The following is a 17,165-nucleotide window of genomic DNA, read 5'->3' as shown; positions in this document are numbered from 1 at the left end:
TATTTTAACTGAAATTTCACTAATATAAAACGTTGCATTTTTGAAACATCTATGTTTCAATTTCGAAATTCATCACTGAGACATGGTTTTAAGCAATCCATCATCGGATTCTTTTTTTCATTCACCCTTTGAAGATAGAATTTCTTTTAAGATGGGGATACTCACATAAAAAGTATTTACACCTTGTGCACTGGTTAGTTTCAAAACGTCCATGATCTCTTCAAAGGTTGCACCAAACTTTAAGGCATTACGGATATGAACTCTTATTCCTACATCAAATAAATGGGTGGTTGAACTATCAATTGCAATATAAATAAACTCTTTTAATTTTGAACTTAATACTTCCGTTTCCCAAGGATTGGTCAGATAGTCAGAATAACTTTCAAAAAAGTCCTCATCATTAGCTAAGAGAATATCTCGAAATGTATTCCAATAGCCCATCTTTTCGATAAAGTTTCCCTTTAATTTTTTCTGGTTGTCATTCAAGTCAGGTTCGATCGGCCGGTTCCTATATTGTTCACTTTCTTCACTTAGAATTGGAACCCCCACTGAACAAGTATGCATTCCTAGAACACTTACAAGTTTTAAAACTTCTAAAATTTCCTTTTCTGTGGCTCCATGGGTAACGGCATTTTCCATATGAATTTTTAGTGTTTCTTTACAAAGACAAGTGGGTGAGGCGCTTAAGGCAACATTGATTAATTCTCTCGATTTTGCGTCAAGTACGTTATTTTTATATGGAGAGGAAACGAACCTTTTGTATACTTCAAAAAACTCGGGATCCTCCTCCAACAAATAATCTAAGGTGGAATTCCAATAGCCTGACTTATTCATTTTTACACCCCTCCCCTATTTTCTATTTACATACCAGGCGATCCCGATACATAAATGATCTGACCTGTTACATAGGCCGCCTTATCGGAAGCTAAAAATTCGATTACATTCGCAACATCTTCTGGCTTGCCCACACGCTTCACAGGATTTTTTGTGATCACCGCTTTCTTAAATAGGTCGAAGTCAGTAATCCCTCTTTTCCCCGCAGACTTTTCAGATACCCTGCTCATGTCGGTTTCGATGAATCCTGGAGCGACAGCATTCACCAGAATCCCAGAATGGCCAAGTTCCACCGCTAAGGCTCTGGTCATTCCTTGAATTCCAGCTTTTGATGCAGCATAGTTTACCCTACCTTTGGTACCTAATGCCGCAAGGGAAGAAACCAATACCATTTTTCCATATTGTTGTCTCTTCATATAGGGAGTAACGGCTTTACAGCAGTTAAAACTGCCTTTGAGATTGATATCGATGACTTGGTCCCATTGTTCCTCCGTCATCTCTTCAATAAAGTTATCTTGTAGAATCCCAGCATTATTAATTAAGATATCAATTCTATTAAACTTTTCTTCTACAAGTTCTACAGCCTTTTTTACATCACCATAATTTTTAATATCTACTGGAATCTCTAAAATACGATCTTCATAATCCTCAAATTTTTCTTTTACACCTTCTAATAAATCAAAAATTGCGACTCTTGCTCCTTGCAAAAGTAATTGCCTTACAGTGGCTAGACCAATCCCTCTTGCCCCGCCTGTAACAATGGCAACCTTCCCTTCAAACATCTCCATGAGCGGCCCTCCCTGCCAATTTACACCTCTTGGTCATTGAACCACTGAATCGCACCTTTTAGACCTAATTCGCCAATCTTATCTCGGACTAGTTGAATCCCGTCTGCGGTATGAATGATGGCATCTTGCTCCGGTCCGAATAGTACCCCCGTCCGAAAACCTTGTAATTCCATCATTCTGTTATGCGCCTTTTTCTTCAATTTCAAGATATCCAGCGGGGTTTTGGCAATTCCACGGGCGATCTCGAGCGTTTTTCCCTCTAATTCTTCTGCTTTAAAGCAGCGGGCAGCAATGCCATACTCTGTGGCCTCTTTCCCTGTAATCCTGCTTCCCGCAGTTAAATCCAATAATTTCGCGCGCTGGTGTCCTACATGCCATCCCCAGTAAATCCCGACAAATCCGCCGCCAAGAGGCAAGGATGGAAACCCAAATTGTGCATCTTCTGCGGTAATGACGAAGTCACATGAGGCTAGCAGCTGTGTCCCGCCAGCGAGAGCAAATCCATGGACTTGCGCAATGATTGGCTTTGGATATTCCCATACTCGCAGCCATCTTTTTGTAAATTCCTCCAATTTATCCCGGTCTTGCATCACTGTAGGATGAGCGTACTTGCCGACATCATACCCTACACTAAATGCACGTCCACTTCCCTTCAAAATCACGACGCTGATGCTATCATCCTTTTCGATATCCTCTAAAGCACCATCAAGTTCTGTGAACAGCTGCTGATTCAAGGCATTTAATTTATCGGGACGATTCAAAATAACATAAGCAATACGCCCCTTTTTTTCGACCAAAACACATGGTTGTTCCATTTTTATCCTCCTCACAATTCAAGAAATTTTTTAGTTGAAATTTAAATCTCCTTTTAATAAACGTCTGGCAATGGTGCGTCGGTGAATTTCAGAGGTTCCGTCTGGGATTCGGAGTGTTCTTGCCAGGCGGTAACCTGCTTCTAATTTCAGTTCATTTGAAAGACCCATTCCTCCATGAATCTGGATGGCTTTGTCATACACTCGTCCCATCATTTCGGTACAGTAAGCTTTAACCATTGAAATCTCTTTAGTCGGTTGTTTTTTGGAGTTTTCAATTTTCCAGGCACAATGCAGCGCCATATTTCGAGCAGCATAAATATCCATTGCACAATCCGCCAGCATATTTTGAATCGTTTGGTGCTCACCAATTTTCTTTCCGAACGTCTGGCGGATATTGGCATAGTCCACCGCTTGCTTTAGAGCCCATTGAGCATAGCCAATACATTTCCCACTCATTCCAAGCCGTCCATTGTTGATCCCATTCATAGCCCGTGAAAATCCGTTATCTAATTCCCCAATGATATTCTCTTCAGGCACGCGTAAATTTTCAATGCTGATAATCCCGGCGTCCCCACCGATTTCTCCCATGACAGGAACGACGGAGTCTACGTCAAACCCCGCGCTTTTGGTATCAACAAAGAAACAGGTGATTCCGCCTTTTCTGCTCGCTTGCATATCTGGATTTGTCACGGCAAATAACATACAATAATCTGCATATGGAGAATTTGTAATCCATTGTTTTGTACCATTTATGACCCATTCGTTTCCGTCTTTCACTGCTTTTGTTTTAATTCCCCATACGTCTGATCCTGCATCCGGTTCTGTTAAACCAAAACAAAGGGTTTTCTCACCGGTTCGAATTCCATCCAGGTATTGATCTTTCAGTTCTTGTTTCAAACCGTTTAATACTGGTGTTAAACCATTTGTAAAGGGAGAAGGGATGACGACTGTTTCGATCAATTTTCGATTTGGATAGTTCTTACCGATGGCCTCTTGAACTAATAAGGATGTAACCGGGCCAAGTTCTTCTCCCCCAAGTTCCTGGGCTCCAAACATGTTGTAAAATCCAGCTTTTGCCGATTCCATTCTTACTTTTTTTCTTAATTCCTCTACCTTTGGGTGGCGCTTTCCATTTTCCAGATAATAATTTCGCTCATTATAGAGTAACTCTGAATTTTCTTCCTCCAATGGGATGACTACTTTATCAATAAATCGTTTTAGTCCATTAATAATTTCGACTGTTTCTTCTGATGGATTAAAATTCAACATGATTGCTTCCTCCAATTGATTGATGTTTTTTCCTTTTATACAACACGCTTTGTTTCGTGTTTCAACTAATCATTACCCCATGTAAACTCCGCCATTAATTTCCATTACTTCGCCCGTTATGTATCGGGACTCATTCGAGGCTAAGAACACTGCCGCGTTTGCAATGTCAATCGGCTCTCCTACGAAATTCACGAGCAGTTCTTCGCGGAATCGTTTGACCGCTTCTGCATTATCTTCATGAAGCTCCCTCATCTTTTCACCGCTAACGATACTTCCGGGTGCAATCGCGTTCACACGGATGCCGTATTGACCCACATCGTAGGCAAGCTTGCGTGTGAAGGTGGCAATCCCGCCCTTCGAAGTGGCATATGCGGCATTGGCGGTCTTCATTCCTTTTTTCGCCGTCACGGACGACATGTTGACAATACTTCCGCGTTTGTTCTCTTTCATGACGGCAACAGCCGCCTGGGACACAAGGAAGGTTCCCCTTAAGTTGACACCCATCACCTTGTCCCAGTCTTCCGCTGTCAATTGTTCAAAATCTAGCGGTGTTCCGAGCGCTCCGCCTGCATTATTTACCGCAATCGTCAAAGTGCCGAACGTTTTTACGGTATGTTCCACCATGCCGAAAGCATCCTCGCTGCTCCCAACACTGCCTGTATAATAGGTAACATTTTCACTGCCGAATTCAGCAGCCAACGTTTCAAACGATTGTTTTAGCAGTGTTTCATTGACATCGTTCAAGCAAACCTTCGCTCCCTCTTGAAGAAAAGCCTGTGCGATTCCAAAACCGATTCCTCCAGCAGACCCTGTTACCACTGCAATCTCTTCTGCCAATCTCCCCACTTTAACCCCTCCGTCTACCTTAGAATGTTCGTTCGTTTTTAGACCAACTTCATCAATGCATCTACTACCTTAACCCCTTTGTCGTTCTTAAAAACCAGTGTAGGATTAAGGTCAATTTCTTCAATCTCATCTTCGAATGCATCGATAAAATAACTGAATTTTGATATAAACTCACTTAAAGCGGTTACATCATACGCAGAATTTCCTCTAAACTCCTTGAGCATGGCACTCGATTTTAATTCCTCTATCATTTCTGCAGCCATTTCCACAGATACAGGTGCTTTTCTCATTGCAACATCTTTGAATACTTCTATATAAATCCCGCCTAAGCCCACAAGGATCATTTGTCCAAAAACCGGATCCTTTTTAGATCCTACGTACATCTCAACTGATTTTTCTGTTACCATTTCTTGAATTAAGACACCTTCAAATGTTGCATTTTCGGTTTCATCAATGATTTGTTTCAATCGGTTAAAACCTTCTTCTACTTCTTTGGAATCTTTTAGATGTAAGAGAACTAAGCCTTTTTCGGTTTTATGTAAAATCTGAGGGGACATCCCTTTTAAAACAACCGGATAACCGATCCGCACTGCGAATTCGACCGCTTCCTCTGCATTATTTGCCAGTTTTTCCTGCGTAACCGGCAGATCATATTGGGCAATCACTTTCTTACTTGTATATTCAGTTAATTCCTTTGAATCGTTCAAAATAAAGCTTTTCAGGCTTACTTCCCTGTTTTCTCTTGGACTCTCTACTGCTTCCCTTTTCATGGTCTTACCTAATTGAACTAATGCGGACAACATTTTTACCGCCCTCGTCGGGTCTTCGTTGACGACTAATCCAAAATCAGAAAGTAATTTCTTGGAGCTTGGATTATTTAACGTCACGGTAACGAGAGGAATCTGCGGGAACTTCGCCTTTACTTTGAGAAGTGATTTAATTCTCGCGTTTAATGAGTCCGTCTTTAAGCCGGCAAAACCCAAAAATACAATGGCAGAATCATAGTGACCACTTTTTAGGACCGCCTCCATAAAGTCTTCCAGCAATGTCGGCATATAGGAGATTTGTGCCGTTGTATCCAGTGGATTTTTAACACTTGCGATTGGAAGCATTTCTTTTAATCTCTTTTGGACATCCACTGGTGTTTCTGGTAACACCAGGCCATTTTCCATAGCTTGATCCGCAAGCATGATGCCCACTCCGCCTGAAATCGTGAAAATCGCCACTCGGTTACCGTCGACTACCGGCAATTTCGAAAAGGCCTGGGCAAGATCAATAAACTCATCAATGGTATTTGACCGGTAAGCCCCATATTGACTAAAAATGGTATCATATACCGCATCAGAGCCAACCATGGACCCGGTATGGGACATCGCTGCTTTCATCCCGGCATCCGATTTGCCTACTTTTAAAACGACAACCGGCTTATTCTTTTGTTTAGCCAGTTTTAAAGCTTGGGTCAATTTCTTCCCATCTTTCGCCCCTTCAATGTAGCAGGCAATCACATCGGTTTGTTCGTCCTCAGCCAAATATTGAATACAGTCTGCTACATCAATATCACTCTCATTTCCAGTCGCAACAAAATGGCTAAACCCAATATGATGCTGCCTGGCTAATGTAAAGACATGGGACCCGAACGCTCCACTTTGACTGACAAAACCGATATTACCGCCCTGAATCGGTTCCTCTTCTTCTAAGATGGTTGAAAAGGTCGCATACATCCCTTTACTTACATTGAATAAACCTAAGCAGTTTGGACCTAAGACACGAATATTGTTTTCCTTAGCCAGCCTAGAAAGCTCTTCTTGTTCTTTTTTGCCTTCCTTCCCTAATTCAGAGAACCCAGCGCTAAAAATGACCACAGACCGTACTTTTTTTTCTATGCAGGACTTAAAAGTGTTCAACACTAATTTTTGGGGTAAGGCGATAATCGCTAAGTCAATCTCCCCCTGAACACTTATAATATTTTCGTAGCATTGTAACCCACGAATTTCTGGATAGTTTGGATTGATTGGATAGATGTTTCCTTGATAACCATATTTAATTAAGTAATCTAAAGGTCTGCCGCCTATCTTTTTGGCGTCCGGAGAACAGCCGATGATCGCTATACTGTCCGGGTCAAACAAATATCTCAAGTTGTTACTCATACCTTTCTCCTTTCAAATCTATTTACTTAGTATATTTGCAATTATCGTGCCAACATTTAAAAAATATGGGTGTTTAATCCGTCGAATATTGCAGAATCTATCAATCTTTTATTATTTATTGAAATGAATTCAGATCTTTACGTTTCTCAATATTCTGAATGGTTTTAAAAGTGAAACCTGCGTATCTCAAAAATGAAACAATTAGTGTTTCCACCTATTGACCGGTAAAGGCTGCCTGCCTTTTTTCAAGAAAGGCCTGTGTCCCTTCATTCTTATCATGGGATCCAAACAAAACGGCTTGGGACAGTTTTTCGATTAACAGTGCCGTATCCATATCCGTATCAAATCCACGGTTAATCACAAGTTTGGCCATTCGAACCGCAAACGGGCCTTTTGCTAAAATCTTTTCCGCTTTCGCTTTTGCGGCATGCCACAAATCTTCCATAGGTACCACCTCGGAGACTAAGCCGATTTCTTCTGCCCGCTTTGCTGTTATGATTTCTCCAGTCAAAATCATATCGATCGCTCTGCCCTTTCCAATGATTCGGGCTAAACGCTGGGTTCCGCCTGCACCCGGAATGATCGACAAATTGAGCTCCGGCAGACCGAATTTGGCGTGTTGTGCTGCGATTCGAATATCGCAGGCCATTGCCAGCTCACACCCGCCGCCCAATGCAAAGCCATTAACAGCTGCAATCGTTGCTTTCGTACAATTTTCAATCCTGCGATATGTGCCAGACATTCCCGGAAAGAGCGCATCGAGGGGCTGCTTTTCCCTTAACTGACGAATGTCTGCGCCCGCTGCAAATGATTTTTCCCCCGCTCCGGTAAAGACGATTACTCCCACTCCATCATCATTCTCGAGGGTTTCCAGTGCATGGCTTATTTCGGTTAAGGTTTGGCTATCTAACGCATTTCTGACATCCGGCCGATTCATCTTAATGATCCCGATGCTTCCTTCTTGTTCCACTAAAATATTTTGATATTCCATCTCCATCACTCCTTGGCTGATAATGAACGCGCCACAATCTCGGCAATATCCATGGTTTGGACCTGTTCTTCTGCTTCCTTCGCCTTCGTCCCATCGGATAACATGGTCAAACAGTACGGACAATTACTTCCGATCATCGTTGGACTAAGCTTGAGCGCCTGTTCGACACGTTCCACGTTGATCCGTTTTCCCTGCGTTTCCTCGATCCACATCCTGCCGCCGCCAGCCCCGCAGCACATGGCATTTTCTTTATTCCGTTCCATCTCTAAGACTTTTACTCCAGGAATCGATTTAAGAATTTGGCGCGGGGTATCATAGATATTGTTATAGCGGCCAATATAACAGGAATCATGATAGGCAATCGATTCCTTGACTTCGTTCTTCGGCTTAATCCGGCCTTCTTGGATCCACTTCCAAATCAGTTCCGTATGATGATAGACCTCTGCTTCCAAACCAAACTCAGGATATTCATGTTTAAAAGTGTTGAAAGCATGGGGATCGATGGTCACAATTTTCTTCACCCCATGAGCCTGAAAATTGGCAATATTCTCTTCACATAATTGTTGAAATAAAAATTCGTTCCCCATTCTGCGTGCCGTATCACCGGAATTACGCTCTTCGTTACCAAGAATGGCAAAGCGGATACCGGCCGTATTCATAATTTCAGCAAAGGATTGTACAATCTTTTGGCTTCGTTTATCATAGGACCCCATTGACCCCACCCAGAACAGAAAGTCAAATTCTTCTACTTCCTTTACCGTCGGAACTTGGATATCCTTGCATTCCTCACGCCACTTGATGCGCTCCTTCCGGTTCATCCCCCATGGATTGCTTTGCCGCTCAATATTTTGAAAATAACGGGTTGCTTCGTGAGGCATACTGCCTTCCGTCATCACCAAATAACGCCTTAAATCAATGATTTTGTCGACATGTTCGTTCGCCACTGGACATTGATCTTCGCAATTCCGGCAGGTCGTGCACGCCCATAATTCTTCCTCGGTAATCACATCGCCAATTAAATTAGGCATTTCCACCGATGCTGCAGCTTCCTGTGCAGCGGGTCCCAGTGATAAGGCAGAAGAGCCAACAACCAGACTGGGCATCCATGGACTGCGGGAGGTTACAGCTGCTCCTTTTTCTGTCAAATGATCCCTCATTTTCACAATTAATTGCATCGGAGATAAGGTCTTTCCCGTTACAGAAGCCGGACACATATTCGTGCATCGTCCGCATTCCGCGCACGCATAGAGATCAATCAACTGCTGCCGGGTAAAATCCTCAATTTTCCCGACGCCAAATTCCTCAATTGCTTCATCCTCGAAATCAATCTTTCTCAATTTTCCAACAGGACCGCTCCTTTTGAAAAAGAGGTTGAACATGGCAAATACCTCATGTGCCTGCTTTGACTGCGGTACGAATACCATGAAGGATACCACGGTCAAGAGATGCAGCCACCAAAATACGTAAAACAGCACGGTTCCCGCTGTCTTTCCAATACCAAAGAAGGCTTGTGCTATGACTCCTGAGAATGGAGTGTGGGAGAAATCGGGATGATGTCCCAGCATGACCTGTTCAAATCCCAGTGTAAACAGGATGGACAGGGTCAGTGTAATTAAAGCAATAATGACAAATGCAGCTTTCTTATCCCGCTTTAATTGCAGCCGCTTCAGCTTCTCGATATAGCGGCGATAAAAGGCATAGATCATTGCGCACAGCATGAGGAAAACCGTCCATTCCTGCAAGAGACTAAAATATTTGTGCGCACTGCCGAAAGGGAATTCATACCCTCTGAAAAATCCCTTTATAATGATTTCGATGAGTCCAACCTGGATGATAAAAAAGCCATAAAACAAGATTAAGTGCATGAGACCGCTTTTCTTGTCTTTAAACAATTTTCGCTGGCCGAACCCATTCACTAACACAGCATTGATTCGTTCTTTGAGGTCCTGTTTATAATCAACTTTCTTACCAAGCTTTATGAACAAATACCGGCTGTATACAAGTTGGGCAAATAAATAAACGGCATATCCTGTCACCGCTAGGAAAGCAAGTAAATTCAGCAGTAATAACATTTTGTCCTCCCCTATTGTCGGATTTAGTTATTTTCGTTACATTGTGGATTGTGCTAAAACGCTTAAATATTCCAGTGTGTAAAAATAGTCCCCTCTGTTTTAAAAAAGGGGGACTAAAATGGCACCATATTAAACCCGTTTCTAGAAATTTAAACGGTGACCAATAGTTTGTTAAATTCTTCTGTTAAAAGAGGAACAACCTCAAACAAATCGCCTACAATTCCGTAGTCGGCTACTTGGAAAATCGGTGCTTCCGGATCCTTGTTGATGGCCACAATCACTTTAGAATTCGACATACCGGCCAAATGCTGAATGGCACCGGAAATCCCGCAAGCGATATACAAATCAGGTGTTACCACTTTTCCTGTTTGTCCAATTTGCAGTGAATAGTCACAAAAATCTGCATCACAGGCCCCGCGTGAAGCTCCGACTGCACCGCCCAATACTTCTGCCAGCTCCTGAAGAGGATTGAATCCATCTTTACTTTTCACACCGCGGCCGCCGGAAACTATCACTTTTGCTTCACTCAGATCCACTCCAGTTGTGGCTTTCCGAACGATTTCTTTCACAATGGTTCTTAAATCCTTTATGACCGGATGGAATGGAACAATCTCAGCCTGCACAGGATTTTCTTTTAGCTCAAAATTATTCGGTCTTAAGGTCGCAAACACTTTCCCTTGGGTAAAGACCTTCTTTTGGAATGCTTTCCCTGCATAAATCGGCCGGGTAAAGACAATGGCGCCATCCTCTAACTCTGCCCCTGTGCAGTCCGAAACCAGTCCAGCCCCTAATTTCCCAGCCACTCTCGGGGCCACGTCTTTTCCAATCGCTGTATGCCCCATCAGAATGACTTCCGCTTGCACTTCCTCAATTAGCTGACACAATGCCTGCGTATAGGCATCAGTTGTATAGGTTTTCAGGGCTTCATCTTCCAGGACATAAACTTTATTTGGCCCGTACATACTTACTTCCTGCACTAATTCAGTTGCTCCGGGACCAAATAACGCCGCATTGACTTCCCCTCCATCAGCCAACCTATTGGCTGTTGTCAAGGCTTCAAAAGAGACATTCCGCAGCTTTCCATCTTTGCTTTCTACAAAAACAAGTACTTTTTTACCCATTTGGATCATCCTCCTAAGTTCGTAATTAGACTACTTTTGCTTCCGTGCGAAGCAGATTCACAAGGTCCTGAACCTGTTGGCCGATTTCGCCTTCTAAAACTTTCCCTGCTTGTTTCTTTGGCGGCAAATATTGATCTTGTATGGAAGTTCGAGGATCCAAGTCGTCTTCTGATAACTCCAGATCTTCTACTGTGAAACGTTCAAGAGGCTTCTTTTTCGCTTTCATAATCCCCGGAAGAGATGGATAACGCGGCTCGTTTAATCCTTGTTGAGCGGTTGCCAAAAACGGAAGATTCACTTCAGTGATTTCCACGTCTCCCTCAATATCGCGTTCGACGATTGCCTTCGTGCCATCAAGAGAGAGTTTCGTAATCGTAGAGACTTGAGCGATCCCTAATTCTTCGGCCACCCGAATGGCAACTTGGCCGGATCCGGAATCTACCGCCATATTTCCAGCCAAGACTAAATCGTACTCCTGCCCTTTAAGGGCTGCTTTGATGATCTTGGCGATGGCATACTCGTCTGCCTCTTCCTCTAGTTCAACGATGATCCCTTTGTCTGCACCCATTGCGAGCGCTGTTCTTAAAACACTCTCAGATCGAGTCGGTCCGACCGTCAATACCGTTACTTCTGCCCCAGACTCTTCCTTGATTTTGACAGCCTCTTCCACTGCATATTCATCATACGGATTAAGGATAAACTCTACCCCCTCCTCGCTAATCTCTCCGTTTTGAATAACGATCTTCTCTTCAGTATCAAAGGTATGTTTCACTAAAACTAAAATATTCATTTTCTGGTATCCTCCTATTCTTCTACACTTATTTATGGATCTACAGGTATTCCCGCTTTAACTGCGCGGCAATAATATTTTTTTGGATTTCAGATGTTCCTTCATAAATCTTGGTGATTCTGGCATCCCGGTAAAAGCGCTCGACAGGGAATTCAGCAATATATCCAATCCCTCCGTGAATCTGTACCGCCTTATCTGCCACACGATTATAGACCTCGGATCCAAGGAGCTTTACCATTGCCGCTTCCTTAATGACCTTCATCCCTTGGTCTGTCATCCAAGCCACACGGTAGGTCATGCTCCTCAATGTTTCAATATCCAGCGCCATTTCTGCTAAATAATGTTGGATAATTTGTTGTTCAAAAATGGGGTTGCCAAACTGAATTCTATTATTTGCGTGCTGGAGAGACATCTCTAACAGCTTTTCGCAACTGCCCAGGTTTCTTGCTGCAAGCCCCGACCGGCCGTTGGCAAGAATTTTCAAAGCGTTAACATAGCCTTGCCCTTCAAGTCCAAGCACACTTTCTACAGGAACTTCACAATCTTCAAAGAAAATTTCTGCGGAATGGGATCCACGAAGACCCATTTTCTTTTCATTTTTCCCTACTGTGAACCCAGGAAAGTCTTTCTCAACAATAAAGGAGGTAATCCCTTTTGCCCCTTTCGATGGATCAGTTACGGCCATAACCGTAAAGACATCCGCAATCGGTGCATTGGTAATGTAATGTTTGCTTCCATTTAAGACATATTTATCGCCTTTTCTCACTGCCGTTGTTTTCAGGTTCGTTGCATGTGAACCTGCACTAGGTTCAGTCAATGCAAAAGATCCAATCATTTCCCCACGAGCCATTGGCGGCAAGTATTTTCGCTTTTGCTCTTCATTCCCCATCTCGACGATTCCAACAGAACCGATCCCTGTATGGGCACCGATCACCGTGGTATATCCATTATGAGTCCTGCCTAATTCCTCATAGATGGCACACTTACCGACCATTCCAATACCTGTGCCACCGTATTCTTCCGGGATACTTAGCCCAAACAATCCCATTTCCTTCGACATGTCCATGATCTTATCAGGAATCTCGTCCTTCTCCTCAATTTCCATTGCAAGGGGATCGACTTCGCTGTCAATAAATTACCGAATGCTTCGCTTTAAAAATTTAATATCTTCTGATAATTGAAAATCCACTTTTTCCACGTTCCTTCTTATTAATATTGGTAAAATCCTCGGCCTGATTTTTTTCCCAAACGTCCTGCCTTCACATATTTCACTAGTAAGGGAGATGGACGGTACTTTTCACCTAATTGCTGATACAAATATTCCATATTTCGCAAACGGCTATCCAAGCCTACAAGGTCCGCCAATTCAAGTGGACCCATCGGATGATTTAAACCATATTTAAGAGCCTTATCAATGTCTTCGGCTGAAGCCACTCCTTCCATTAGCATGTTCATGGCTTCATTTCCAATTAGACAATTCATCCGACTTGTTACAAAACCAGGAAATTCATTGACTTCGACCGATACTTTACCAAGCTTTTCCGCCACTTGTTTGACCACCTCTACCGTAGCATCAGATGTATCCAAGCCTCGAATAATCTCGATTAATTTCATGCGATGAACGGGGTTAAAGAAGTGCATCGCGATACATTGTTCAGGCCTTCCCGTTGCAGCCGCAATCTCCGTCGGGCTCATTGTGGATGTATTAGTTGCAAGGATTGCATGAGCGGGCGCCAATTCATCTAATTGCTTAAAGATACTTATTTTTAACTCCATTATTTCTAAGGCTGCTTCGATGACCAAGTCCGTTTTACTTACAGCTTCTTGCAGCTGCGTTGTGTAAAATAGATTTTTCTTTGCCTCTGCTTCCTGTTCGGCCTGGATGTATCCTTTTGCTGCACTTCTATTTAACAAGTTTTCAATGTATTCTCTTGCTTTTTCAAGAGCCTGCTCAGATATGTCCTGTAACGTTACTTTAAATCCAACTAATGCAGCGGTATAGGCAATTCCACGCCCCATTGTACCGCCGCCAATGACAGCAATATGATTGATCATTCTAAATAATCCCCTTTTCTTTAAAATCTGCAATGTCTCCAGGACTGTAACCGAGGGCAGTTAACACATCATCTGTATTTTCACCTAATAAAGGTGGTGCTTTCCGTACGGACCCCGGCGTATCTGATAATTTAAGCGGGATTCCAAGCATTTTCAGCGTACCAATGGTCGGATGCTCTACCTCTTGAATCATTTCCCGATATTGAACCTGGGGATGCTCTAGTAGTTGGGCAATGTCATTGATCGGACCACTTGGTATACCTGCCTTTTTTAACCTTTCGATAATTTCCGATGATTCTTTACTCTTCGTATATTCCGTAAGAATCGCAACAAGTTCTTCCCTGTTTGCTACACGGTTCACGTTTACGGCAAATTTCGGATGATCCTTTAAATGGTCAAGTTCAAGGGCAACACACATTTTTCTCCAAAGCCAATCATTGGGTACCGCAATGATGACATAACCATCTTTCGTCTCAAACACCTGGTACGGCACAAGGTTTGGATGTGATGAACCTAAACGTCGGGGAACTTTTCCTGTTGCTAAAACACCTTGCCCAAGGTAGTTGGTCAATGAGACGCTGGTTTCCAACAAAGAAGATTCCACATATTGGCCTTTTCCCGACCTTTCCCTGGCCAGCAAGGCAAGGACAACCCCAAGCGATGCATAAAGTCCTGTTGCCAAATCAACGATTGAATACCCTACCTTAACAGGGGCCCTTCCTTCCTCACCCGTAACACTCATCAATCCTCCGAAACCTTGCATCAATAAATCATAAGCTGGTTCATCTTTCATCGGACCTGTCCGGCCAAATCCGCTGACAGCGCAATAGACGAGACGGGGGTTGATTTCTTTGAGCACATCATACCCTAAGCCAAACTTCTCCATTGTTCCGTTTCGAAAGTTTTCAATTAATACATCGGAATCCTTTACCAGCTGTTTTACGATCCTTTGACCCTCTTCCGTTTTGAGATTCAACGTAATGCCTTTTTTATTTTTATTTAGGCTCATAAAATAAGTAGATTCTCCATTTATTTCTGGCGGAATATAGCTTCGTGTTTCATCGCCAATCCCCGGCTGTTCAACCTTAATTACTTCCGCTCCCATATCAGCCAATTGCATACTACAAAACGGGCCTGCGAGCGTCCTTGAAAGTTCTAAAACTTTTATCCCTTCTAGTGGACCAACCATAAAAACCTCCTAAGTCTTTGTGCATATTCCATCAAGGTACAGCAAAATTTTTAATTAAAATCAATCTTCACTAATGTAATATGCAAAAATCGTGCCAACATATCAATCTACTAAAAATGCTGAACCAGATTTTAGATGTCGCAAATTTGAACTAGTAAGGTTTAACTTTTGAAACATTTTTATAAAGGGAGATGGAACACTATAGCTTAAACCCGTAAACACCCTTTCCTGGGAAGATCATGCATGATTCAATACGAAAGGCCGGATTCTGTTGAATCCGGCTCTGTTGATTTACTTAAGTTTTGGAAAATCATCGAGACTCTTGAATTTATAGCCTCTCTTTTTCAAATCCTTAATCGCTTGCTCAAGTGCATCAGCGTTATCTTTTGAGATAGAATGAAGCAGGATTACACATCCCGGATGGATTTGATTCATGATATTGTTGTAGGAATATTGCCAGCCTTTTTGCTGATTTACGTTCCAGTCTACAAAGGCAAGCGACCAAAACACGTGGGTGTAGCCCTCTTCCTTGGCAATTTGCAGCGTTCTTTCACTGAAGACACCACGCGGCGGACGAAGGTACTTCATTTCTTTTTGCCCGGTTACTTCTTTTGCTTTGACCTTTACTTTTTGAAGCTCTTCCCTTATTTTGGCATCACTGACAGCTGTAAAATCTGGATGGCTCCAGGAATGATTGCCGATGATATGTCCTTCTTCTACCATTTGTTTTGACAGCTCGGGCTGAGAATTTAAAAAGTGGCCTGTTACAAAAAAGGCTGCAGGCACTTTTTCCTTTTTCAACACTTCAAGGATTTTGGGCATGTATCCATTTTCATAACCACTGTCAAAGGTCAAATATAAGACTTTGGATTTGGGGTCGCCTTTATAAAAGGCACCGTATTTGGCTAGGATCTGGTCATACCGGGCTCCTGCTTCCGGCGGAACCTCATTTTGGGCTTTTTTAAACCCCCAGTTTATTGGCTGGTTGGATACTGCTGCATATGTACTTGTTGGGAGCAGTAAGCACATGATGGCAAGGAAAGTGATTAAGCGTTTCATCCGTGTTCCCCCCTATTTTTTATTTATCTTAGTGTTTGTTATAGAAGGGAAAAGGATAATTAGTAATTTATAGGAAATCTTTAGGGGGGTGGTAGACGCGGCTCTTGGTTGTACCTGTATAAGGAAAATCTAATAACGACATGGTATAGGTGGTGACCCGTGAAGATGGCAAGTGAAGGAATAACCGCAATTCTAAGTTTGTAAACGACGATTTCCTAACAAAAAGTAATCTTTTACTGCATTTAGAAAGGCGTCTCGATAAATAAATTGACAGGCAGGACACTGCCAAATCTTTCTCTGATAATACATTGAAAAAAATGCGCATTTTGGACATTGGACTCCTGTTATTACTTCTGATTTTAAAATTTTGAATTTCTCTAAAGGTCTGTATTTAATGGTGTATGTTTCTTTAGAAGCAGCCTTTTTATTTTTTCCAATGTTTTGTTATCTAGCAGTTCCCGATTGTAATGATGATAAAGACCATCTAAGTTTTTTAGTAAGTCACTTAACCGGCAGACTTTCTTTGTACCTTCCGCATACCCAGGACTTATAACTAATTCAGTTGAGGTACTACAAATCACCACAAGGGATTCTATTGGGACAGATGGTATCTTATATTTTTCCAAAAAATAAGATAACAACAGTTTGTGTCTGTTGGCCTGGGAAATGGGATTTTCAAAAATAACTCTTTTTTCATCGTACTCTTGGGTCATTTGATTAGGTTCGATAGTTAGCTTACCTGAGTGATTTTTACCATCTAACATAAATATACCTCTCGAGCAGAGAAGCAGGGCATCGATTTGGAAGTAGGCATTCTCTCCATATGGAAGGCGAAGATCGTGGTAAATATAGAACCTTTCCGGCGGTAGTTGGTTTAAATAATAATTTATTTTCCGTTCACCATTATATCCTGACCGTAAATTTTTGATAAAAGACTTTAAATCGGAAATACTAGGATGATTTTGAGGGATTCTTTTCTCAAGAACTTCCGCTTTTTGTAAAATAATAGGTACTTTTAAGTTTTTAACAAACAAAATTCATTCCTCCTTTCATAATGAGGAGTATTTTCGATTTATTTAAGGCAATATCCTTTAATAATTACGTGAACTGTTTATGAATTGAATAAAATAGGGTAACTTGTTATAGGAATTCTACAAAGTTGAAGCTGATTTCTACAAAATAGAGAAGG

At 42.2% G+C, this 17,165-nt stretch carries 15 protein-coding genes; all 15 read right to left on the bottom strand.

Annotated features, from left to right (window positions below; all coding sequences use genetic code 11):
- Positions 1–117: 117 nt before the first annotated feature.
- On the bottom strand, positions 118–834 hold the full coding sequence (locus M3226_RS11485; RefSeq protein ID WP_251565416.1) for a carboxymuconolactone decarboxylase family protein: 717 nt from the start codon (positions 832–834) through the stop codon (positions 118–120).
- 26 nt (positions 835–860) lie between these two features.
- On the bottom strand, positions 861–1,622 hold the full coding sequence (locus tag M3226_RS11480) for an SDR family NAD(P)-dependent oxidoreductase (RefSeq protein ID WP_251565415.1): 762 nt from the start codon (positions 1,620–1,622) through the stop codon (positions 861–863).
- A 20-nt stretch (positions 1,623–1,642) separates the two neighbouring features.
- Positions 1,643–2,437 (bottom strand): enoyl-CoA hydratase-related protein, encoded by a 795-nt coding sequence (locus M3226_RS11475; RefSeq protein WP_251565414.1) that lies wholly within the window; start codon positions 2,435–2,437, stop codon positions 1,643–1,645.
- Positions 2,438–2,467: 30 nt separating this feature from the next.
- A complete protein-coding gene (locus M3226_RS11470) occupies positions 2,468–3,706 on the bottom strand; it encodes an acyl-CoA dehydrogenase family protein (RefSeq protein ID WP_251565412.1) in 1,239 nt (412 codons plus the stop codon).
- Positions 3,707–3,778: 72 nt separating this feature from the next.
- Complete coding sequence (locus M3226_RS11465) at positions 3,779–4,552, bottom strand: SDR family NAD(P)-dependent oxidoreductase (protein ID WP_251565410.1); 774 nt, start codon at positions 4,550–4,552, stop codon at positions 3,779–3,781.
- 38 nt (positions 4,553–4,590) lie between these two features.
- Positions 4,591–6,699, bottom strand: a complete 2,109-nt coding sequence (locus M3226_RS11460; protein ID WP_251565408.1) for an acetate--CoA ligase family protein — start codon at positions 6,697–6,699, stop codon at positions 4,591–4,593.
- A 214-nt stretch (positions 6,700–6,913) separates the two neighbouring features.
- Positions 6,914–7,690 carry an enoyl-CoA hydratase/isomerase family protein gene (locus tag M3226_RS11455; RefSeq protein ID WP_251565406.1) on the bottom strand — a complete coding sequence of 259 codons (777 nt, stop codon included), beginning with the start codon at positions 7,688–7,690 and terminating at the stop codon, positions 6,914–6,916.
- 5 nt (positions 7,691–7,695) lie between these two features.
- Positions 7,696–9,762, bottom strand: a complete 2,067-nt coding sequence (locus tag M3226_RS11450; RefSeq protein WP_251565405.1) for a (Fe-S)-binding protein — start codon at positions 9,760–9,762, stop codon at positions 7,696–7,698.
- 149 nt (positions 9,763–9,911) lie between these two features.
- Positions 9,912–10,883, bottom strand: coding sequence for an electron transfer flavoprotein subunit alpha/FixB family protein (locus M3226_RS11445; RefSeq protein ID WP_251565389.1), 972 nt, complete (start codon positions 10,881–10,883; stop codon positions 9,912–9,914).
- A 25-nt stretch (positions 10,884–10,908) separates the two neighbouring features.
- Positions 10,909–11,673: an electron transfer flavoprotein subunit beta/FixA family protein gene (locus tag M3226_RS11440; protein WP_251565387.1), complete on the bottom strand. Its 765-nt coding sequence runs from the start codon at positions 11,671–11,673 to the stop codon at positions 10,909–10,911.
- A gap of 40 nt (positions 11,674–11,713) precedes the next feature.
- The gene (locus tag M3226_RS11435) at positions 11,714–12,805 is read right to left on the bottom strand and encodes an acyl-CoA dehydrogenase family protein (protein ID WP_251565615.1); all 1,092 of its coding nucleotides are present in this window, start codon (positions 12,803–12,805) and stop codon (positions 11,714–11,716) included.
- Between the two features lie 77 nt (positions 12,806–12,882).
- The gene (locus M3226_RS11430) at positions 12,883–13,725 is read right to left on the bottom strand and encodes a 3-hydroxyacyl-CoA dehydrogenase family protein (RefSeq protein WP_251565613.1); all 843 of its coding nucleotides are present in this window, start codon (positions 13,723–13,725) and stop codon (positions 12,883–12,885) included.
- Between the two features lie 4 nt (positions 13,726–13,729).
- Positions 13,730–14,917: a CaiB/BaiF CoA transferase family protein gene (locus tag M3226_RS11425; RefSeq protein WP_251565385.1), complete on the bottom strand. Its 1,188-nt coding sequence runs from the start codon at positions 14,915–14,917 to the stop codon at positions 13,730–13,732.
- A gap of 291 nt (positions 14,918–15,208) precedes the next feature.
- The gene (gene pdaA / locus M3226_RS11420) at positions 15,209–15,946 is read right to left on the bottom strand and encodes a delta-lactam-biosynthetic de-N-acetylase (RefSeq protein WP_374110585.1); all 738 of its coding nucleotides are present in this window, start codon (positions 15,944–15,946) and stop codon (positions 15,209–15,211) included.
- Positions 15,947–16,353: 407 nt separating this feature from the next.
- The gene (locus M3226_RS11415) at positions 16,354–17,010 is read right to left on the bottom strand and encodes a nuclease-related domain-containing protein (RefSeq protein ID WP_251565381.1); all 657 of its coding nucleotides are present in this window, start codon (positions 17,008–17,010) and stop codon (positions 16,354–16,356) included.
- Positions 17,011–17,165: the final 155 nt, after the last annotated feature.

This window comes from Neobacillus cucumis (genome assembly GCF_023715505.1).
The sequence above is the reverse complement of the archived record's forward strand: the minus strand, read 5'-3'. Positions and strand labels throughout refer to the sequence as shown.